This window comes from Mycobacterium yunnanensis, assembly GCF_025823185.1.
GTDB classification, from domain to species: Bacteria; Actinomycetota; Actinomycetes; order Mycobacteriales; family Mycobacteriaceae; genus Mycobacterium; species Mycobacterium yunnanensis.
Genome location: NZ_JACKVK010000013.1, coordinates 497,678 through 517,030 on the forward strand (window position 1 = coordinate 497,678; position 19,353 = coordinate 517,030).

Here is a 19,353-nt window from a genome sequence, read left to right on the forward strand (position 1 = left end):
ACTCAGACGACGGGGCCCCAACGAAGGAGACACGATGAGCGAGCACACCTACCGGATAGTCGAGATCGTCGGCACCTCACCCGACGGGGTCGACGCCGCCATCCGCAACGGGGTGAGCCGGGCTTCCAAGACGCTGCGCAACCTCGACTGGTTCGAGGTGCAGGCCGTGCGAGGTGAGCTCGAGGATGGCCAGGTGGCCCACTTTCAGGTGACCCTCAAGGTCGGGTTCCGCCTCGAAGAGAGCCCGTCATGACCACGACCGAGACGGAGTGGGCGCAGTGGCACGCCGAGCGCGAGCGTTACTTCGGTGACCCGCTGGGCTGGGTCAGCATCACCGGGCTGCATTGGCTCGGAGAAGATTTCGAGCGCGTGGCGGATTTGCCGGGGCGTTGGCGAGCCGATGCTGATGCCGTACACGTCGACGGTGTCCCGGGAGTGGAGCGGCTCGAGCCGGTGGAGGGCGCTCCGGGTCTGATCGTCGAGGACGGGGAACGACGCATCGAGGTCATCCGTCGGACGGGTTCGGTCGCCCTACGGGTCCACGATCCGGCGTCACCTCGGCTGGCGGCCTACCGCGGCATCCCGACCTATGAGCCCAGCGAGACATGGGTCGTGACGGGGACGTTCACCCCCTATGAGCGCCCCAGCAAGGTGACGACGGGCGCGGTGGTCGACGGACTCCGGCACCACCACGACGCGGTGGGCGTCGTCGACTTCACCCTGGCCGGCACGCCTCAACGCCTGGTCGTGTTCGGTCGAGCGACGGGTGAACTGCATGTCCTGTTCACCGACGCGACGAGTGGTGTGACCACCCATCCGGGAGCGCGGTCGCTGTCGGTCGCGCAACCCGATTCCGACGGGTCGGTGACCTTGGACTTCAACCGGGCTGCCAACCTGCCGTGCTCCTTCACCGACTTCGCGACGTGCCCGGTGGCGCCAGCGGTCAACAGGCTGGAGGTCGCCGTCGAGGCGGGCGAGCGCCTTCCCCGCTGAGCACTCAGATCATGTACTCGAGTTGGGGCGCCACCTCGCCGCGCTCGTCGTGCGTCGCGCCGAGGACGGTCTCGGCCACTCGTCGCGCTTGGAAACGCAATTCGGGCACGGCAACGGTTTCCCAGTAGGTGCCACGCAGCATGGGCCCCACGGCCAGCAGCCACGGTGACCGCTCCCCCGCTGCGTCCACCACGGTGTGGTCGGCGTCGATGCGCACACCCATGTCTACGGCGTCGGAGGCCACCGCACCTCGACGCAGAAGGTTCTGCAGCAATGCCGACCGCGTCGCGCTGAGCCTCGTCGACGGGCCGGTCGCGTTGATCACGAGATCACCCGTCAGCGTCGCGCCGTCGTCCAGCTCGACGTCGACCCGATTCCGACCTGCGGCCGACACCCTCGCGATGCCCGCGGCGTGCACCCCGAGCTGACCGGTGAGCCGAGAACCCGTGACCTGAGCGTGGATGACCGGAGCGATGCGGTGACGAAAGACGTTCCAGCGGGCGGCAGTTTCCTTGGCGAACGCCACCTTCTCGTCATCGGTGAAGCCAGCCCAGATCCGCTGGGTGTGCGGCCGCAGCTTGTCGACGATGATTGCGGGGTTCTCGTTGCGCTCGTGCAACGCCGAGCAGTGCTCGGCGACGAGGGACTGCAGTTCTCGAAGCCCCAGTTCGGCGAGGTCGACTCCCGGAGGCGGGAACTCGGGGTAGTCGATGCCACGAAAGTGAGCGTGCGGAAACCATCCGTGCCGTGACACCGCATGAATGCGCCCCAACCAACCCAATTCGCGGAGGGTCACGACGGCGTCGACCGCCGAGAGGCCCGTCCCCAGGATGACGATGTCCCCGTCCGACGGAGGCAAGCGCGTCTCCCAGACGTCCCAGGGGTCGCCGATCCAAGCGGGGTGGTCGGTGAGGTCGGCGCTGCCGGGCAGTGGCGCGGGCGGCTCGTTGCCCGTGGCCAGCACCACCCGATCGGCCGGGAGAACCGATCTGTCGGCCAGGTGTACCAAGCACCCGGCCCGGGCGGGCTCGACGTCGACCGCAGTGCCGGTGACGAATTGTGCTGTGGCGAGGGTCAACTCGCCGGGGCTTTGCAGATGGTGCGCAACGATCGAGCGTAGATAGTCACCGTAGATTTGGCGTGGGATGAAGCGTTCGCGCAGCTCGACGTCGGGGGTCTGCTCGAACTCCGCGCGGGTGTGCAGCCACTGCAGGAAGTGGTCGGGCTCGTCGGGCAGCGCAGACATGTTGCGCGCGGCCACGTTGAGCAGGTACTCGGGTCGCCGCACACCGTAGGCGATGCCCCGCCCCACCGATCCGCGGTCGTCGAGGACGGTGACGTGAAGGGGATGTCGGCTAAGCCTGGTGAGGTTCACCGCGGACATCGCGCCACTGAAACCGCCGCCGACGACCACGACGCGTTCGGGTGTCACGTGTGAATGCCCCACCCCAGGACTCGGGACGTCAGCAAGACCAATCCAAGGGAAACCGTTGCCACCACCAGCAATCCGATCACTGCGACGACCAGCGGACGCCAACCGGTCCTGGCGAGCTCGCGAAAGTTGGTGTTCAGTCCCACGCCGGCGAAGGTGAGCAGGAACGCCCACTTGGAGACGTTCGCCAGGTTGGTGCTCTGACCCTTGGTCAACCATCCCGCGGTGGCCACCGCAGACACGGCAAGGAAGCCGAGGACGAACTTGGGGAACTTCTGCCAGACGAAGACCGCCTTGGCCCTGACCCCGGGTGCGATGGCGTCGGCCTCACCGCGTGCTGCCCAGTACAGCGCAAAGCCAAGGACCACGAATCCGATGAGGGCGTTGCGGGTCGACTTGACCAGAACCGCGATCTTGCCGGCCTCCTCCGAGAAGAGGTACCCGGTGGCCGTGGTCTCCGCCGTGTTGTCGACGGCAAGACCGGCCCACAAGCCGAATTCGTGGTCGCTGAGCCCGATCAAGTGCCCCAACGGGGGCAGCGTGAACAGCGCGACCGCGCCGAGCGCGAGTATCGCAGCGATGGCGTAACTTGCCTCGGAGTTGCGGGCTCGGATCGCTCCCTTCGACGCAATGATCGCCGACACCCCGCAGATCGACGTCCCGATTGCCAGGAGCGATCCGAGCTTTCCCGACAGTCCGAACAGCCGGGCGGCGGCGATGATGATGGCACCGGCGACGGCCATGTCCACCAAGATCTGCACGAGGCTGGTACCGCCAAGCTTCAGGACGTCACCGAGGACGAAACGTGAACCCAGGGCCACGATTCCGATCTTCAGCCAGAACTCATAGGTCTGCACGCCCGGTTTGAACACGCGGTGCACGCCGACGGTGTTGGTGATCAGCAGGCCGATCAGAATGGCCCACAGCACGTATTCGATGTCGGGGACCGTCCAATGCTCGTGCTTGGCCAGCGCGTTCCACCCTATTTGAGCGTACTTGCCGAGCAGGCCGATCACGATGAGAAGCAGGACGCCGGGCACGTAGGCCAGCGGATTGGAGGAGGTGAACGTGTCCTCGGTGCGGTCCTCGTCGGAGGTGACGGACGTCGTGCTCATCACGTCACCACGGAATCTTGGGCAACAGGTTCGCCACGGCGAGCACCGTGATCACGCCGCCGACGATGGTCGCCCACCAGTCGACCCCGACGCGCGCATACCAGGGCGCGTCGGCTGGCGATGCAGGGTTCGGTTGACTCACGACATCTCCTCGTAGACGGATCACGGCGATCATCGACGGGGCGTGACCAACGGACAAGACTTCGGATCGCGGTGATCCGGTCGGCCAGGACTCGGTTGACCGGCCGGGTCAGCCAACGGCGCCCACGGTTCTCGTCTTGGCTCCGTCGATCAACGTGCCCCATGCGCTAAAGGCCTCCGCGTGCTCGGCCGAGGACCCGGATGCCCCGCGGGCGAGATCCACCAACGCTCCCGAGATCCGACCGATGCCGATGCCACTGCCGTTCACCACCCTGGCGAGTTCGGCGAAGGCCTCCTCGGGGCTGCAGCCGCGAAGACCGACGAGAACACCCATCGCGATGTCCAGCACCGTGCGGGAGCGAGGATCTGCCGCTCCGGTGTAGCCGTGATGTCCGTGCACTGCAACCACCTTCGATTCGTCGACGTCTCAGGGTGCTCATCGTCGTTCGAGAGTGGCACGCTCGTCGAGGGATTCCCGCACCGTGATGCCAACCGGGCACGCTGGACGCCGTGATCGCGAGAGGTATCGATCAGCGTGAGTTGATCGAGTCGTCGACGCGCCGCACTCTGGTACGGCTCGTCGTGGCTTCGGCGACGGGGTGAAAATTCATTTGCTCCAGGACTACTCGACCGCCTTCAGTCCACGTCCACGAGGCGTTCGATCTTTCCGTCAAAACGTTTCAAGAGGCGGAAATACGGACTCTCGCCCCCGGCCAGGTGTAGCCACCCACTGACGAGGACGCATTTGCGCGCGATCCGGTCTCGACCAGCGCGGGTGCGTCTGACTGGCGGCCGACGCGTGGGCCGGCGACCGGTGTCGCCTCGCTAGGGCGATAGGCGGTTCGCGGTTGTGACCTTACGGTTTCGGGCTGACGCCACAATCGGAGAGAAGGTCATGTTGAAGCTCAGAGGTGCTGCCAGTCATCGTGGCCGACGTGGACGAGTGCGGGCGGCGAGTCGACTCTTGGCCCTCGGCCTCGTGGCGGCCAGCGCTGCCGGGTGCTCCGCGGCGTCGACCAATTCCTCGGTCGCGCCACATTCCGGTGGCACCATCACCTTTGCCTACAAGCAAGAACCCGTGTGCTTGGAAGCGGCGATCGGTGGCGACGAACCCCAGAACTACGTGGCCACCCAGATCCTCGACCGCCTGGTCTCCCGGGACCAGGACGGCAGCTTCAAACCGTGGCTGGCCGATTCCTACACCATCAGCGATGACGGTCTGCAGTACACCTTCAAGTTGCACCCCGGGGTGAAGTTCACCGACGGAACTCCGTTCAACGCCGCTGCGGTGCGGTCCAATGTCGAGTTCTGGCGCGCCCCTGAGACCGGTTCGGTGAATTGGGGTGCGGCGTTGGCCGACTACGTCGAGACCCGCACTCCCGACGACCTGACCGCCGTGGTCGTCTTGTCGAAGCCGAACTCCGCTCTGCTGTCCTATCTTGCCCACCCCTCTGGAGGCATCGAGTCGCCCAAGGCCATCGCCCGCGGCACCGAAGCAGAATGCGCGTCGCCGGTCGGAACCGGTCCGTTCAAGGTGGAGAAGTGGGACCGCCAAAGCCAGGTGTCACTGGTCCGCAACGACGACTACGACTGGGGCCCTCCGCAAGCCAAGCACACGGGTGCCGCCTACGCCGACAAGCTGATCATCCGTTTCATCTCCGAACCGGCCACCCGATTCGGTGCGCTCACCGCCGGCGAGGTCGACGCGATCGACGCCATTCCCCCCGAGAACTTCGCTGAAGCCAAGGCCACGGCAAACTTTCAGATCCTCAACGAGCTTCAGGGCGGCGTGCCGCAACAACTCGACCTCAACACCACCCGCGCGCCGTTCAACGACATCAAGGTGCGCCAGGCCTTCCTGCATGCCGCCGACGTTCCAGGTGGCGTGAAGCAGGTCTTCTTCGGCGCGTTCACTGCCGCCGACGCGCCGCTGTCGCCGAGCACCGCCGACTACGACCCCGCACAGGCGGGCAAGTACGGTTACGACCTCACCACGGCCAACCGCCTCCTCGACGACGCGGGGTGGACGCAGCGGGACGCCCAGGGTTACCGCACCAAGGACGGCAAGCGACTCACCGTCGTCCTGCCCGTCTCCTCCAGCGGCCAGATTCAGGCATCCGAAGATGCTCTGCACGAGTACATTCAGGCGAAGGCCAAGGACGCCGGCTTCGACGTACAGATTCAGAAGAACAGCTCGGGCACGGCGTACTCACAGCGTCAAACCGACTGGGACTACGACCTCTACGTGGACTACTGGACCATCAACACCCCGGACACGCTGCGGTTGATCTACTCCACCGAGGGGCTGAAGGCCGTGGCCGGTTATCACAACAATGAATCCGGTTTCAGCAACCCCGCATTCGACGCGGCAGTCAACCAGGCCAGGGCCAGCACCGACGACGCCGAACGCAAGAGGCTCTATTCCCAGGCGCAGCAACTCGTCTCGGACAACGCGTTGACCCTGCCGCTGTACGTGTTCCCCATCCAAGTCGCGGCCAATGCCGACAAGATCCGCGACGTGCGACTGGACTGGAGCGGAGTCACCCCCGCCTTCTACGACGCCTATGTCGCCAGCTGAGGTCGTCACCCTCACGCCACCGCCCCCGCAGTCACGAGCGCGTGACACTGCCTCGGCGCATGGGCTTTTGCGCGGGACGCTCCGCGGTGTCGGCGTGCTCTGGGTGGGGGTGACGCTGACGTTCTTTGCGCTGCGCGTCATCCCCGGTGACCCCATCCAGGTGATCCTGGGCCCGGGGTCTCAGCCCACGCCGGAACGGATCGCCGCCCTGCAATCGCAATTCGGACTCGACCGACCACTGCTCCTGCAGTACGTGTCCTACCTGGGCGGGCTGCTGCACGGCGACCTCGGCATCTCCTACACACTGAAGCAACCGGTCACCGGCATCATCGTCGAGCAGCTGCCCAGTTCGATCATCCTGACCATCGCCTCCATTACGGTGGCCTGGGCGATGGCCGTGTTCAGCTGCCTCGTGAGCGCCGGCCGCTCGACACTCGCGGAACGGAGCGGTCGGGCCGTCGAAGCGGTCACGGCGTCCCTGCCCGACTTCTGGTTGGGTCTGTTGTTGTTGGGAGCGTTTGGCTTCGGGCTGCACTGGCTGCCGTCATCCGGCGGCCAAGGCCTCGCCGCCTTGGTCCTGCCGACGCTGACCATCGCCATTCCGCTGGCCGGTTTCTTGGCGCAGACGATGCGCCAAACCTTTGAAGAGACGCTCGACATGCCGTTCGTCCTGGCTGCCCGTGCGCGCGGTGTCGGCGAACTCACCGTGCGCGCACGACGCGTACTCCGGCACGCGGCTGCGGCGAGCCTGGCCCTGACGGGATGGGCCGTAGGGTGGGTGATCAGCAGCTCGGTGGCCGTCGAGGTCATCTTCGCGCGCCAAGGAATCGGTGAGCTGTTGGTGCGCGCGGTCGGCTCCCGCGACTACCCGCTGGTGTTGGGGCTCGTGCTGGTCGTCGCCGCGATCTACGTCGTCATCACACCGCTGGTCGATCTCGGTCTACGGCTGCTGAATCCGCGGTTGCGCGAGCAGGTCGCATGACGACGCTCGCGTTCGGAACACGACTACGCGCGGATCCCGCCATGGTCGTCAGCGCGGCAGTGCTCGCCATCGTGGTCGTCGCGGCCGTCGCCCCAGGGGTGGTGAGCACCCATGATCCGAACGCCATCTCCACCGATGCGTTACTGCCCCCGTCGTGGCAGCACCTCTTCGGTACCGACCAGACCGGTCGCGACGAATTCTCCCGGGTCGTGTACGGCACGCGCGCCTCGCTTCTCATCGGGTTCGGCGCCATGGCAGTCGGTTTGGCGACAGGAGCGGTGCTGGGCGTGCTCGCGGCGACGGGCCCACGCTGGCTGCGCCAGCCGCTGGACCGAGTGACCGAACTCTTGTTCTCGTTCCCCGGCATGGTGCTGGCGCTGCTCCTCATCGCCGTCTTCGGACCATCCCCGGTGACGCTTGCCTTGGCGGTCGGGGTCGGCAATTCCCCGGGTTACGCGCGGATCGTCCGGGCTCAGGTCATCGCCGTGACGGCTTCGGAGTACACGCGTTCGCAGCGGCAACTGGGACACAGTTGGCGCTACGTGGCCGCCACCACCATCGCCGGCAACGTCACCCGCCCGCTCATCCCCTTGGCCACGCTCGGTGTGGGTCAGGCCATCATCTGGGCGTCGGCGTTGAGCTTCGTCGGGTTGGGTGCACAGCCACCCACCGCGGAATGGGGCTTGATGCTGTCCAACGCCCGCTCCCTGATCTCACTCGCGTGGTGGCTCACCTTCTTCCCAGGGGCTGCCATCGCGCTGGTGTCGGTTACCCTTACCGCACTGGGCTATTCGGTGCAGCGAGCACTGTTGGGCGGCAGTCGATGAGCGCACCGGACACCACGCCGCCGCTGCTCACCGTCCGAGGGCTGGCAGTGCGCTTTGGCAGCGGCGCCAAGCACGTGGAGGCCGTACGGTCGGTGGATCTCGACGTCTACCCCGGAAAGATCCTCGGCTTGGTGGGTGAGTCCGGGTCCGGCAAGTCGGTCACCGCCCGCTCGCTGATCGGCTTGGCCGGATCGGGCGCCACCGTCAGCGCCGACACGATGCGACTTGGCGACGTCGATCTGACTGGTCTGAGCACCCGGCAGTGGCGACCGCTACGGGGCGCCAAGATCGGGTTCGTCCTGCAGGACGCCTTGGGCTCACTGGACCCGGTGCGCAAGATCGAAGACGAGGTGGGAGACAGCCTGCGGGTGCGCCCCGGCTCGACGAGGACCGAGCGACGCGCCAAGATCCTCGACGTACTTGCACGCGTGCATCTGCCCGATGCCGAGAGTCGCATCGGACAACGGGCCTATCAGCTGTCGGGCGGCCAGCGTCAACGGGTGCTGATCGCCGGTGCGCTGGTCGGCGAACCGAGCATCCTCATCGCCGACGAACCGACCACGGCACTCGATCCGCGCACCCAGCGCCACATCCTCGATCTCTTTGCCGAAGTGGCCGCCACCGGTGTCGGAGTGCTGCTGGTCAGTCACGACCTGGGAGCCATCAGCAGGATCGCCGACGACGTCGCCGTCATCCACGACGGCCGCGTCGTCGAGACCGGCTCCACCACTGCAGTTCTCAGTGACCCCCGACACCCGTACACCAGGTCGTTGCTGTCGGCGATCCCAGGGCGGCAGCCCGTGCAGCATCCACCGCCTCGCCCGCAGGCCGAGCCCGCACTCAGCTTGCTCGGGGTCGACGTGTCCTATCCGTCGACCGGACGCCGGCGCGTCGACGTGTTGCGTGCGGTGAATCTGGAGGTGCCAGCCGGTGCCAGCATCGGTCTGGTGGGACAGTCCGGGTCCGGCAAGTCCACTCTGGCTCGCGTCGCGATCGGGGCGGCCGACCCCGATGCCGGTACCGTCCGCATCTTCGGAACCGAACGGCGTACCGCCGACGAACGCACCCGACGTGCCCTGCGGCGTCGGGTCCAGTTGGTCCATCAGGACCCGTTGTCCGCCTTCGATCCACGGCTGTCGGTCGGCGGGCTTCTCCGTGACGCGCTCCGCGCCGCGGGTACGACGGACAGGCGGGTGGTGCGGACCCAGATCCGCGAACTGCTGGACTTGGTCCGCCTGCCGGACCACCTGGCGACGCGGTCCCCGCTGCGGCTTTCCGGCGGCCAGCGCCAGCGGGTCGCCATCGCCCGCGCTCTCGCGGTCGGCCCCAGCGTCGTGGTGTGGGACGAGCCCGTCTCGGCACTGGACGTGTCGACGCAACAGCACGTCATCGAACTCATCCGCGAACTGCGCGTCGAACGCGACCTCACCTACCTGTTCATCACCCACGACTTGGGAGTGCTCCGAGAAGTGGCCGACCACACGGCAGTGCTGGCCGACGGCGAGATCGTCGAATTCGCCTCCACCGAAGCGCTCCTTGCCGAACCGACCACCGAATACGGCCGGGACCTGGTCGAATCGCTGCCCTCACTTCCCCAACTGCAAAGGACCCCGCCACGATGACCATCAGGGATGGTGGGCTGATATTTGGCCTGTACGAACAGAATTGCATCGGAATGGGCGCCGGTGCCGTCACGTTGTGGCGGGACCGGCACGATCGTCGGCTAGAAGCGCTCACGCCCGGTTATTGGCTCGACCTCGCGCGCATCTGCGAGGAGGGCGGACTGGACCTGATCTTCTTCGGTGACGTGCTGGGGATGTACGACACCTACGCAGGGTCGGCGGAGACCGCGATCACCTACGGCGTCGAGCTGCCTGCCCACGATCCGGCCGTCCTCGCGGGGATTCTGGCAGCAGCCACGGAGCGCCTGTCGTTCGTCGTGACCGCGTCGACCACCTACTCTCATCCCTTCGACCTGGCCAGGCGCTTCAGCACCATCGACCACCTCTCCGGGGGGCGGTTCGGATGGAACGTCGTGACGTCCTATCTGCCGAACGCGGCAGGCAATTTCGGGCTGGACCGCATGATCGACCACGACGAACGGTACGAGATCGCCGAGGAGTTCCTCGACGTCACCTACCAGTTGTGGGAAGGCAGTTGGGCCGATGACGCCTTCATCGCCGATCCGGCCTCCGGACTCTTTGCCAACGCCGATCGAGTTCGCCCGATCAACCACGACGGCAAGCACTTTCGGGTCGCCGGTCCACACGTGTCGGTCCCGTCCCGGCAGCGCACGCCGGTCATCTTCCAGTCGGGTTGGTCACCGCGTGGCCGCAGATTCGGAGCCCGCCACGCCGAAGTCATCTTCGCCGGCGCCGACGGTCCAGAATCCTTCGTCAGCGGTCTGGCCGACATTCGCGCGCACGCCGCCGGACAGGGCCGTAACCCCGCCGACGTGTCGGCCTTGTCCAGTCTGTCAGTGGTCACGGCCCCAACCGAGGCCGAGGTGCAACGCAAGGTAGACCGAATGCAGAGCGTGTACGTCGCCGAAGCCCAGATGGCCGCGTTCAGCGCGTGGAGCGGCGTCGACCTCGCGGCTCATACCGCCGACGATCTCGCGAAGCGGCGCACCGGTCACACCGAATCCGTTCTGCAGGAGGCTGGTTCGGGACCAGCACCGCTGCGCATAGAAGAGCTGAGGCGGTCCCACCGCAGCTTCTACGGTGGCGACCACTCGGGTAGCTTCATCGGCACGCCCGACGTGGTCGCGGACGCCATCGAGCGACACGCCCGGGTGACCGGCACCGCCGGATACATCCTGCGTACCTTCGTCTCCCCCGAAACGGTCGAAGACTTCGTCACGCTGATCTTGCCGCGGCTGCGCGAACGCGGACTGCATCAACCCCCTAGCGCGGTGACCACCCTGAGATCACGACTCCGTGGCACCGATCGGCTCCCCGACACGCATCCCGCCGCCCGACACCGCTGGCCCGCCGTCGTGGCACGCTGACGGCGAGGCTCGCACTGCCGGCGGGCTACTGACCCTCCCGGCACCCGCAGGTGTTGCCGATCCGCAGCGTCGCCTCCAATGGTTGCGGGGCCACCGCGGGTTTGTCGAGCAACAGGCTGAGGGCGTCCCGAGTGATGGCGTCGACGGGCTGCTGTACGGCGGTGACGTCGAACTGGCCGTAATCGTCGCCGGAGCCGTCGAATCCGACCACGCGAACGTCATCGGGGATGTTCAGCCCGGCGTCGACGACGGCGCGGATGGTCGCCGCGGTTTGACCGTAGGTTCCGGCGACCACGGCCCGGGGGGCCCGGCTCGCGGCTCGGAGGAATGTGGTGAGTGCGGCGTAGGCACCTGCGGCGGTGAGGTCGGTGGGGATGTGCGCGACGTCGCCCACGACCGATTCCACCCCGGCGAACCGCTGCCGAACCGTCTCGCGGTCGCCGTGGGAGACGTCGGCCTCGGTGTAACCCCCGACGAAGGCAACGTCGCGGCAATCGTGCACGTCGACGAGATGCCGCGTGACGAGTGCGCCCGCGCGTACGTGGTCGACGCCGACGATCGTGGCGGCGACGCCACCGCGGATGTTGTGCATCCACACCACCGGAATGCGTTCCCGTGCGCAAAGTTTGGCCGTCTCGGTGGCGTTGGCCGCACCGATGACGACGAGACCGTCGATGCCGGCTTCGGCGAAGGCGGTGGCGAACTCGAACTCGCGTTCCGGATCGTATCCGGTGTTGCCGATCATCGTGAGGTGGTCTCGCGTTCTGGCCGCGATCTCGATCCGCCCCACGAAGTCGCCGAACAGCGGCATCGTCAGGTCGGGAACCAACAGCCCGATCTGTCGCCATCGCCGCGGCCGTCGCAGCGCCCTGGCGCGGTGGTCCAACCGGTAGTCCAACTCGTCGATCGCGGCGAGGACCTTCATCCGCAACGGCTCCGACACCGGACGGGGTCCGTCATTCAGGACGTAGCTCACCACTGCGGTCGACGTCCCTGCGCGGGTGGCCACGTCGGCAAGGGTCGGACGCTTCTCGGTCACCGTAGTTCTCCTCCGTCCTTCGATCCGGCGTCACCAGCCTTTCGATCACGTCGATTGTGACAGTTCCTCGGCATGGGGATGCCACTACGCTAATCGATTAGAACGGTTACGCGGACGACACGTGGCGGCAATACGGGATTGGTGGAGTGAATAGATGGCCTTCGTTCGACTCAGTGGAGTCACGTACCTCGACCCCGAACGCGTGCATGACTGTTACGTCCTCTTCACCGGCGCCGACGGCACGACCCGTCTCGTCGACCTCACCGGCACCGTCGTGCAGGCGTGGCCGTTCGCCGGGGTTCCGCCCCGTCTTCTCGACCCTGCCCTCAACGGCGGACGGATCGGCGACGTCGGCGTTCAGTTGTCCGACAGCGGTGACGCCCGGGGTGGCATCTACGCCAACGGCACCGTCGGCCAATTGGACTGGAACGGCTCGCCGGTCTGGGAGTGGGGCACCCAGGCGCCCGGCGGCGCGGCGAGGCAGAACCACGACTGGGAGCTGTTGCCCAACGGAAACCGGCTGATCCTCGTCACGGTGCCGCGCGTCGTGCCAGGGCTTGGCGACGCGGTCGTGGGAGACCAGGGGTTGTACGAGGTCACGCCCGACGGCGAGATCATCTGGACGTGGCTCGCCGGCGATCATCTGGAGGAGTTCGGCTTCTCCGACGCGGGCTGGGCCGCCCTTCGCGACACCGCCGCGCGCGATCCGCAGGACCCGTGGGGCTACCTCGAGATGAACAGCGCCAAGACCCTCGGTGAGAACCGTTGGTATGACAGCCGGATCGACTCGGCCTTCCATCCCGACAACGTCCTCGTCAGCTTTCGCAAGGCCAACGTCATCGCCGCCGTCGACAGGGCGACCGGGAAGATTGCCTGGAAGTTCGGGCCCTACTACGACGCCGTAGCAGGCGCCCAGCATCAACGGATCACCACCCACCACGTGCCACGTCCGCTCGATCAGACGTCCGGTCAACACAATCCGCACATGATCGCCCCCGGTTTGCCCGGTGCCGGCAACGTCCTGGTGTTCGACAACCAGGGCGGTGCCGGGTATCCGCCCGCGTCGCTCGGGATCTACGCCGGTTCGCGCGTCCTGGAGATCGACCCCGTCGCGGAGGAGATCGTCTGGCAGTACACCGCCGAGGACTCTGGGCTTCCACCGTGGACGTTCTTCAGCTCGTTCGTCAGCAACGCGCAGAGACTGCCCAACGGCAACACCCTCATCACGGAGGGCATGCAGGGCAGGATCTTTCAAGTCACCCGCGACGGTGCCGTGGTCTGGGAGTATCACAGCCCATACCAGGGCCTTGGCGTCGCCGGTGAGCCCGAGGTCAAGCAGACGAGGGTTCCCGGTGTCGACCGGCTGACGCTGACATCGCTGGTCTACCGATCGCAGGCGGTGCCGTTCGCTTGGACGCCCGAGGGCACACCCCGATCACCGCTTCGGCCCGTCGACCTTCGACTCCCGATCGACGGCTCACCGTGACGGCGGGGCCGAACCTCGCCGCCTCCGGGCGATCCGCCTCGGTGGCAATTGATTTGGAGCGACCTCACCGATGGACCCGGGCTCTTGGGCACCTCGGCACCCTGGGGTGGACGATCGCCGGACTGGTCCTGGCCGCGGCGGTCTGGTCGATCGTGGTGGCGAGCGGCCGGCTGCCGCGACAGCTGTTCCCGAGCGTGCCCGAGATTCTCGCTGCTGGTCTGAGACTGTGGACCGACGGGCTGCTGGTCGACGACGTCACCGCCAGTCTGCGAAGGGCTGCAGTGGGTTTCGCGATAGGGGCCGTCAGCGGCATCGTGCTGGCGGTAATCACCGCGAGCACTGCGCCAGGTCGCAACCTCCTCCAACCCGTCCTACGGGTCTTCTCGCCCATCCCGACGATCGGACTCGTACCGCTGGCCATCCTCTGGTTCGGCCTCGGCGAGAACAGCAAGACGCTGGTGATCGCGTTGGGCGTCTTCGTTCCCGTCTGGATCAGCAGCCACGCCGGCCTGAACAGCACCCCGACCGACTACCTGATGGCCGCCCGCTGCCTGGGGGCGCGACGATGGCAGACCCTGCGCGAGGTCGTGCTGCCCGAAGCCGCCCCAGACATCGCCGCCGGTCTTCGAGTCGGTGCGGCGATGTCGTTCGTCCTCATCGTGGTGGCCGAAATGACCGGCACCACATCGGGCATCGGCTACCGGATCTCCCAGGCGCAGCTGTTCTCTCAGGCCGACCGGTTGATCTTCTGCCTCGTCGTGCTCGGTCTGCTCGGCGCACTCTGCGACCTGCTGATCAACGCGGTGACCACACCGTTCACGCGCTGGGCGCGAGAGGAACGCTGACGTGGCCATCGAAGCCCATGACCTCGTCGTCCGTTTCCCCGGAACGCGCGACCCCACTCTCGACCACGTCTCGATGACCGTCCCCGACGGATCGTTCGATGTCCTCGTCGGCGCCTCCGGTAGCGGCAAGTCGACGCTGCTACATGCCCTTGCCGGCCTCATCACCCCCACGTCTGGCACGGTGACCGACGCCGGCGAGACAGTAAGCGAGCCACACCCGCGTCGAGGGGTCGCCTTCCAGCGCGACGTGCTGTTTCCCTGGATGACGGTGGCCGACAACATCGGGTTCGCGCTCGCCGCAACACGATTGGACAGGTCCGAACGTCCGCGGAGGACACGCGAACTCCTGGATCTCGTCGGCCTGCGCGAGGAGGTCGCACGCCAACGTCCGGCCCAGCTGTCCGGGGGCATGCGACAGCGGGTCAGCATGGCCAGGATGCTGGCTGGCGAACCGGTCGTGATGCTCATGGACGAACCGTTCGCAGCACTCGACGCGCTGACCCGGCTACGGATGCAGGACCTGCTCACCGACCTCTGGACGCGACTCGAACGGACCGTCGTCTTCGTCACGCACGACATCGACGAGGCCATTCGGCTCGGCGACACCGTCAGCGTGCTGCGCGACGGCCGCATCGTCGAGCGCATCACCAATCCGCTGAGCCGGCCCCGGCCCGCCGACGCACTGGCCGACCAACCCGGCTACAGCGACATCCGCAAGACCCTGCACCACCAGCTCGGCATCGCCCCCTCGGCGTCCTGAAAGGACCGATCACAGTGAAGACACCGCTGCGCCGCCTCACGGCCATCGCCATGACCACCGTCGCGCTGGCGGCATCCGTGACCGCCTGCGCAGGCTCGGACACCGCCGCCACCGCCGACACCCTGACCGTCGGATTCGTCGTCGACCCGTCCTGGGCGCAGATCCCCGTCGCGGTCGACACGGGTCTCTTCACGAAACACGGCGTCGACGTAAAGGTAGTGAACTTCCAGTCGGGCGTGGAGGCCCTACAAGCCGCATCGGCGGGCCAGGTCGACATCACCACCGCCGCCGACGTCCCGACGTCGGCCGTGCTCACCAGAACGCCAACTCTGCACGTCGTCGGGGACGGCTCGCGCTGGGAGGGCTCACGCATCGTCGCGCGCCGCAGCGCAGGCGTCAACACCATCGCCGACCTAAGGGGCAAGTCGATCGGCACCCCGCTCGGCACCAGTGCGGCCTACTTCATCACGAATGCGTTGACGCAGAACGAGATCGACGCGAAGCTCGTTCAGGTGGCACCGTCGGCCATGGTCACCGCCGCCACCCAGCGCAACGTCGACGCGGTCTCGATCTTTCAGCCGTACCAGGCGCAGGTGATCCAGGCGCTCGGTGATGACGCCGTCGAACTGACGGGCGGCACGTACAGCCAGCACAGCCTCTACCTCTCCACACAGTCGTCGATCGGCGCGAAGGGGAAGGCGATCACGGCGTTCTTCGCCGCTCTGCAGGACGCCAGCACCGCGCTGACCAAGAAGGACGACGCCGCCACGGACGCCGTCGCCAAGGCCACGCAGCTCGAGCCCGCGCTGCTACGAACGGTGCTCGGCGAGTTCGACTTCACCCTGCAACTCAAGCCGGACCTCGCGCAGAAGCTCGACGAGCTGGGTCAGTGGGCCAAGAGCCAGGGCTCGGTGGACCCGGCGACGAACCTGCCCGACTACACCGGCTTCCTCGACGGCCAGTTCCTGCCAAGGGACCCGTCTTAGGCACCATGCGGTGCGAGCGTCCGAACTATGATCCCGTCCATGATGCGGCGGACGATCGGCTCGGTGATCCTCGGTCTCTGCTGTATCGGCAATGCCGCGGTGTTGCAGGCTCCCGTCGCCAGCGCAGTGCCCGCTCCGGAGGTGGAGTACACCTACGACGTGGTGGTGCGGCGGCACTATGAATTTCCCGGCAACGACGCCCTTGGCTACGGCTATCGGTTGTGCGACAGGGTGACTCAAGGGGCGTCGTACTCCGATGTCATGAGCGACGTCAAGGCGGACGTCACGCCCAATGACGAGTTCGCCGCCAATTACCTGGTGTCCAACGCGATCGGCATCCTGTGCCCTGTGCGGGTCTGGCAGCTGAGGAATTCGGCGGCGAATTACCGTCCGCCGGACTGACTCGGCGCGGAACTTCGGCGATGGGATCGCCGTGATCGCAACTCTGCAGCATTTGTTTCGTCGTCGTTAACTTGATTCCCTGCGATCATGCCGTCCCAGGGGCCTCGAGGAGTCAGACATGTCCAATCACATCGACGAGTCGGGTGGCGTTCTGGCCCCCGGCGAGTCCGCAGACGCTCATCCGCACCGGAAGCTTCGCGGCTCACTGGGTGTGTGGGGCATCGTCTTCGTGGTGGTGGCCGCCGCCTCGCCGCTGGGAGTGATCGGCGGTCCGGTGCCGCTCGGCATCGCCAGCGGCAACGGCGTCGGGTTCCCGGCGATCTTCATCATCAGCACGGTCATCGTCCTGCTCTTCGCGGTCGGCTTCACCGCTTTGACACCGCACGTACCGAATGCGGGGGCGTTCTACTCCTACATCGGCAAGGGCCTCGGCAAGGTCACCGGCTTCGGATTCGCGTTCGTAGCGCTGATCTCCTACCTCGCCCTCGAGATCGGCGTCTACGGACTTCTCGGACAAGGTGCGCAGGCGCTGTTCGCCTCCTACGGGTTGCCCGACATCCACTGGGGTGTGTACGCACTGATCGCCCTGGCGGTCGTCAGCCTTCTCGGCCACCGCAACATCGACCTGTCGCGCAACGTGCTTGGTGTACTGCTCATCGGCGAGGTGGCCATCGTCTTGGCCCTCGACGCCGTCGTCGCCGTCACCGGAGGTCACGAGGGACTGTCCACCGGTTTTCTCAACCCCAGCGAAATAGTCTCCGGCGCACCGGGAATCGCCCTGTTGTTCGCGTTCCTGAGCTTCATCGGCTTCGAGGCCACCGCCGTCTTCCGGGACGAGGCGCGTGATCCGCTGCGCACCATTCCCCGCGCAACGTTCCTGGCGCTGATCCTGATCGGCGTGTTCTACACCGTGTCGACGTGGGCGCTGATCACTGCATGGGGAGACAGCCAGGTCGTGGCGCAGGCAGCCGACGATCCGACCGGGCTCTTGCCTGGCGCCACCGAGCAGTACCTCGGGACGGCGGGTCTGCACATCGTGCAGGTCCTGTTCGTGACGAGCCTCTTCGCCTGCATCCTGTCGTTCCACAACGTCGTCGCCCGCTATGTGTTCACGCTGTCCAACCGAAACGTGTTCCCCGCCTCGCTCGGCGAGGCACACCGGAACCACGCGTCACCCCATCTCGCCTCTGGTCTCGACGGCATCGTCGTGCTCGTGTTCATCGTGGGCGGCATCCTGCTCGGACTGGATCCGGTGACGCAGTTCTACACCTGGCTAGCCGGCATTTCGACCGTCGGCATCATCATCCTGTTGATCGCGACCAGCGTTGCGGTGCTTGCCTTCTTCGCCGCACGACGACGAGCTGGTGACACGAGCGAGTCGCCGTGGCGCGCGTTCGTCGCGCCCGGCATCGGATTGATCGGTCTCGCAGGGGTCTTCGTGTTGGTCCTGCAGAACCTACCCGACCTCGTCGGGGGGTCCACGCCAGTCGCCATCGGCGCGGTCGTGCTTCTCGTAGTGGTCTTCGCACTTGGAGCTGGCATTGCCGCCAAGCGGTCACAGGTGACACTGGAGTGACGGCTCGGGTGGAGTAGCCCCGCCGCACGGATCACCGATCGTGGTTGGCCCAACCGTCGTCGTCATACGCCAGCAACGTCCACTCACGTTGCCACGATTCCGTACGGTGGCGGTCGAGACGGCGACGAAGCACGAGGGCTACGAGCGTGCAGAATCCGACGATGCCGACCCACATGCCCCACGCTCGGCTCGTGGCGACGGTCTTGGCGTCCTCGGGGCGGTCCGGGGCGCTGACCACCGAACCCGTGTCGTCGAGCCACACGGTGACTGGTGCACCCGCTTTGACGAATGACGGGCTCGTCACCACTTCAGATCGGCGGCGTTGACCCTCCGGCCATTCCACGCGAACTGCCACCGACGACAGTGAACGGCGAGGCGAAGGACTCGAGCTGTCCGTCTGTGCGATTGCCCTGACGGAGTGCCGGGACTGTTGTTGCGCAGCGATCAGCTGGATGCGCTCGACGTATGCCTCGTCGCCTTCCCGTTGGGCCATCGGGATGGCGAAGAGCGCCGCCGCCAGGATGATCAGAACGCTCAAGGCCTCGACGCGATCGCTCGCGCGGACGAGCCGATTGCGGCCCATGGCGCCCATCAGCCAGCGGACCCGGAGTGCGGCGGAGGACGTCATCATCGGCGCACCCGCCGACCACATGACAGGTGACGGCGTGTTACAACCATGTTTCCATGCTGTCACTCCGCGCGCGAGCGGCCCAATCGTGGGAGTTCGTAGCGACAGATCTCACACCTCCGGTACGCGTTCGACACTCCGGCACGTATGGTCGGATCGCGTTGGCGGCGAGCCTGTCTCGAGCAAAGTCGGGGACACCGATACGCGAATAAGAATCACGCCTGCCGAAAACCTCGCGACGCCCCTGGCTCACCCCTAGCTTGAGGCGGTGCGCGACCTGGACTCGATCGACGACGAGTTGGCGCTGACCGCAGAGGTGCAGCAGGCGCTTCGCGACGACGGCTGGTCGTTTCCGACCTGGCAGGTCGACCGTCTCCTCGACGAACGTCTGCGATTCGTGTCCGCCCGCGCCCTGCTTGGCCGCGCGCACCACGCGCTGCGCCGGTTTTCCTCCCGCTGATCACAAACCTCCGCTCCCCGGCGATCGCCGTCTACGTTGCTGCAGTGCCTTCCGATCACCACCGACGACCTCGGTCATGGTTTGCGGTGATCC

General features: G+C 66.6%; 20 protein-coding genes. 14 read left to right on the forward strand and 6 right to left on the reverse strand.

The annotated features are described in order from the left end of the window. The first annotated feature begins 34 nt into the window (after nucleotides 1–34). Both H7K45_RS26015 and H7K45_RS26020 read left to right on the forward strand, forming a co-directional pair. On the forward strand, nucleotides 35–253 hold the full coding sequence (locus H7K45_RS26015) for a dodecin (RefSeq protein WP_263998968.1): 219 nt from the start codon (nucleotides 35–37) through the stop codon (nucleotides 251–253). Then, entirely contained in the window at nucleotides 250–993 is a 744-nt protein-coding gene (locus tag H7K45_RS26020; protein ID WP_263998969.1) for a DUF1684 domain-containing protein, read from the forward strand. The genes H7K45_RS26015 and H7K45_RS26020 overlap by 4 nt, the downstream gene beginning before the upstream one ends. A 4-nt stretch (nucleotides 994–997) precedes the next feature. Here H7K45_RS26020 and H7K45_RS26025 read toward each other — a convergent pair whose 3' ends face one another. The 4 genes from H7K45_RS26025 to H7K45_RS26040 form a co-directional block, all read right to left on the reverse strand. Then, nucleotides 998–2,425 carry an FAD/NAD(P)-binding protein gene (locus tag H7K45_RS26025; RefSeq protein ID WP_263998970.1) on the reverse strand — a complete coding sequence of 476 codons (1,428 nt, stop codon included), beginning with the start codon at nucleotides 2,423–2,425 and terminating at the stop codon, nucleotides 998–1,000. After that, entirely contained in the window at nucleotides 2,422–3,540 is a 1,119-nt protein-coding gene (locus tag H7K45_RS26030; protein WP_263998971.1) for a YeiH family protein, read from the reverse strand. The genes H7K45_RS26025 and H7K45_RS26030 overlap by 4 nt, the downstream gene beginning before the upstream one ends. A gap of 4 nt (nucleotides 3,541–3,544) precedes the next feature. Beyond that, nucleotides 3,545–3,682, reverse strand: a complete 138-nt coding sequence (locus H7K45_RS26035) for a hypothetical protein (protein WP_263998973.1) — start codon at nucleotides 3,680–3,682, stop codon at nucleotides 3,545–3,547. A gap of 108 nt (nucleotides 3,683–3,790) precedes the next feature. Then, nucleotides 3,791–4,081 (reverse strand): ANTAR domain-containing protein, encoded by a 291-nt coding sequence (locus tag H7K45_RS26040; protein ID WP_372512645.1) that lies wholly within the window; start codon nucleotides 4,079–4,081, stop codon nucleotides 3,791–3,793. Nucleotides 4,082–4,645: 564 nt separating this feature from the next. On the opposite strand from H7K45_RS26040, the gene H7K45_RS26045 reads away from it, so the two are divergent. The 5 genes from H7K45_RS26045 to H7K45_RS26065 are packed head-to-tail and all read left to right on the forward strand — an operon-like array spanning nucleotide 4,646 to nucleotide 11,078. Further along, the gene (locus H7K45_RS26045) at nucleotides 4,646–6,259 is read left to right on the forward strand and encodes an ABC transporter substrate-binding protein (protein ID WP_263998974.1); all 1,614 of its coding nucleotides are present in this window, start codon (nucleotides 4,646–4,648) and stop codon (nucleotides 6,257–6,259) included. Further along, nucleotides 6,246–7,241, forward strand: coding sequence for an ABC transporter permease (locus H7K45_RS26050; protein WP_263998975.1), 996 nt, complete (start codon nucleotides 6,246–6,248; stop codon nucleotides 7,239–7,241). Before H7K45_RS26045 ends, H7K45_RS26050 begins: the two co-directional genes overlap by 14 nt. Next, the gene (locus H7K45_RS26055; protein ID WP_263998976.1) at nucleotides 7,238–8,068 is read left to right on the forward strand and encodes an ABC transporter permease; all 831 of its coding nucleotides are present in this window, start codon (nucleotides 7,238–7,240) and stop codon (nucleotides 8,066–8,068) included. The genes H7K45_RS26050 and H7K45_RS26055 overlap by 4 nt, the downstream gene beginning before the upstream one ends. Further along, nucleotides 8,065–9,690 (forward strand): ATP-binding cassette domain-containing protein, encoded by a 1,626-nt coding sequence (locus H7K45_RS26060; protein WP_263998978.1) that lies wholly within the window; start codon nucleotides 8,065–8,067, stop codon nucleotides 9,688–9,690. Before H7K45_RS26055 ends, H7K45_RS26060 begins: the two co-directional genes overlap by 4 nt. Continuing rightward, the gene (locus tag H7K45_RS26065) at nucleotides 9,687–11,078 is read left to right on the forward strand and encodes an NtaA/DmoA family FMN-dependent monooxygenase (protein ID WP_263998979.1); all 1,392 of its coding nucleotides are present in this window, start codon (nucleotides 9,687–9,689) and stop codon (nucleotides 11,076–11,078) included. Before H7K45_RS26060 ends, H7K45_RS26065 begins: the two co-directional genes overlap by 4 nt. A 25-nt stretch (nucleotides 11,079–11,103) precedes the next feature. On the opposite strand, the gene H7K45_RS26070 is transcribed toward H7K45_RS26065, so the two are convergent. Then, a complete protein-coding gene (locus tag H7K45_RS26070) occupies nucleotides 11,104–12,117 on the reverse strand; it encodes a LacI family DNA-binding transcriptional regulator (RefSeq protein ID WP_263998980.1) in 1,014 nt (337 codons plus the stop codon). A 154-nt stretch (nucleotides 12,118–12,271) separates the two neighbouring features. Between H7K45_RS26070 and H7K45_RS26075 the strand changes: the two genes are divergently transcribed. From H7K45_RS26075 to H7K45_RS26100, 6 genes are all read left to right on the forward strand, one after another. Further along, entirely contained in the window at nucleotides 12,272–13,603 is a 1,332-nt protein-coding gene (locus H7K45_RS26075) for an aryl-sulfate sulfotransferase (protein WP_263998981.1), read from the forward strand. Between the two features lie 41 nt (nucleotides 13,604–13,644). Then, nucleotides 13,645–14,448 carry an ABC transporter permease gene (locus H7K45_RS26080; RefSeq protein ID WP_263998982.1) on the forward strand — a complete coding sequence of 268 codons (804 nt, stop codon included), beginning with the start codon at nucleotides 13,645–13,647 and terminating at the stop codon, nucleotides 14,446–14,448. A 1-nt stretch (nucleotide 14,449) separates the two neighbouring features. After that, nucleotides 14,450–15,208 carry an ABC transporter ATP-binding protein gene (locus tag H7K45_RS26085; protein ID WP_263998983.1) on the forward strand — a complete coding sequence of 253 codons (759 nt, stop codon included), beginning with the start codon at nucleotides 14,450–14,452 and terminating at the stop codon, nucleotides 15,206–15,208. A 14-nt stretch (nucleotides 15,209–15,222) separates the two neighbouring features. Further along, entirely contained in the window at nucleotides 15,223–16,194 is a 972-nt protein-coding gene (locus H7K45_RS26090; protein ID WP_263998984.1) for an ABC transporter substrate-binding protein, read from the forward strand. Nucleotides 16,195–16,233: 39 nt separating this feature from the next. Then, nucleotides 16,234–16,596 (forward strand): DUF732 domain-containing protein, encoded by a 363-nt coding sequence (locus H7K45_RS26095; protein ID WP_263998985.1) that lies wholly within the window; start codon nucleotides 16,234–16,236, stop codon nucleotides 16,594–16,596. A gap of 118 nt (nucleotides 16,597–16,714) precedes the next feature. Beyond that, a complete protein-coding gene (locus tag H7K45_RS26100) occupies nucleotides 16,715–18,172 on the forward strand; it encodes an APC family permease (RefSeq protein ID WP_263998986.1) in 1,458 nt (485 codons plus the stop codon). A 31-nt stretch (nucleotides 18,173–18,203) separates the two neighbouring features. Here the strand turns inward: H7K45_RS26100 and H7K45_RS26105 are convergent, their stop codons facing one another. Continuing rightward, entirely contained in the window at nucleotides 18,204–18,803 is a 600-nt protein-coding gene (locus H7K45_RS26105; protein WP_263998987.1) for an Rv1733c family protein, read from the reverse strand. 265 nt (nucleotides 18,804–19,068) lie between these two features. On the opposite strand from H7K45_RS26105, the gene H7K45_RS26110 reads away from it, so the two are divergent. Then, entirely contained in the window at nucleotides 19,069–19,260 is a 192-nt protein-coding gene (locus tag H7K45_RS26110; protein WP_263998988.1) for a hypothetical protein, read from the forward strand. Nucleotides 19,261–19,353: the final 93 nt, after the last annotated feature.

Coding starts and splice junctions, on each gene's coding strand:
- H7K45_RS26055 (WP_263998976.1), top strand. CDS start 7,238: ATGACGACGCTCGCGTTCGGAACACGACTACGCGCGGATCCCGCCATG.
- H7K45_RS26060 (WP_263998978.1), top strand. CDS start 8,065: ATGAGCGCACCGGACACCACGCCGCCGCTGCTCACCGTCCGAGGGCTG.
- H7K45_RS26015 (WP_263998968.1), top strand. CDS start 35: ATGAGCGAGCACACCTACCGGATAGTCGAGATCGTCGGCACCTCACCC.
- H7K45_RS26075 (WP_263998981.1), top strand. CDS start 12,272: ATGGCCTTCGTTCGACTCAGTGGAGTCACGTACCTCGACCCCGAACGC.
- H7K45_RS26100 (WP_263998986.1), top strand. CDS start 16,715: ATGTCCAATCACATCGACGAGTCGGGTGGCGTTCTGGCCCCCGGCGAG.
- H7K45_RS26095 (WP_263998985.1), top strand. CDS start 16,234: ATGATGCGGCGGACGATCGGCTCGGTGATCCTCGGTCTCTGCTGTATC.
- H7K45_RS26050 (WP_263998975.1), top strand. CDS start 6,246: ATGTCGCCAGCTGAGGTCGTCACCCTCACGCCACCGCCCCCGCAGTCA.
- H7K45_RS26030 (WP_263998971.1), bottom strand. CDS start 3,540: ATGAGCACGACGTCCGTCACCTCCGACGAGGACCGCACCGAGGACACG.
- H7K45_RS26020 (WP_263998969.1), top strand. CDS start 250: ATGACCACGACCGAGACGGAGTGGGCGCAGTGGCACGCCGAGCGCGAG.
- H7K45_RS26105 (WP_263998987.1), bottom strand. CDS start 18,803: ATGATGACGTCCTCCGCCGCACTCCGGGTCCGCTGGCTGATGGGCGCC.
- H7K45_RS26065 (WP_263998979.1), top strand. CDS start 9,687: ATGACCATCAGGGATGGTGGGCTGATATTTGGCCTGTACGAACAGAAT.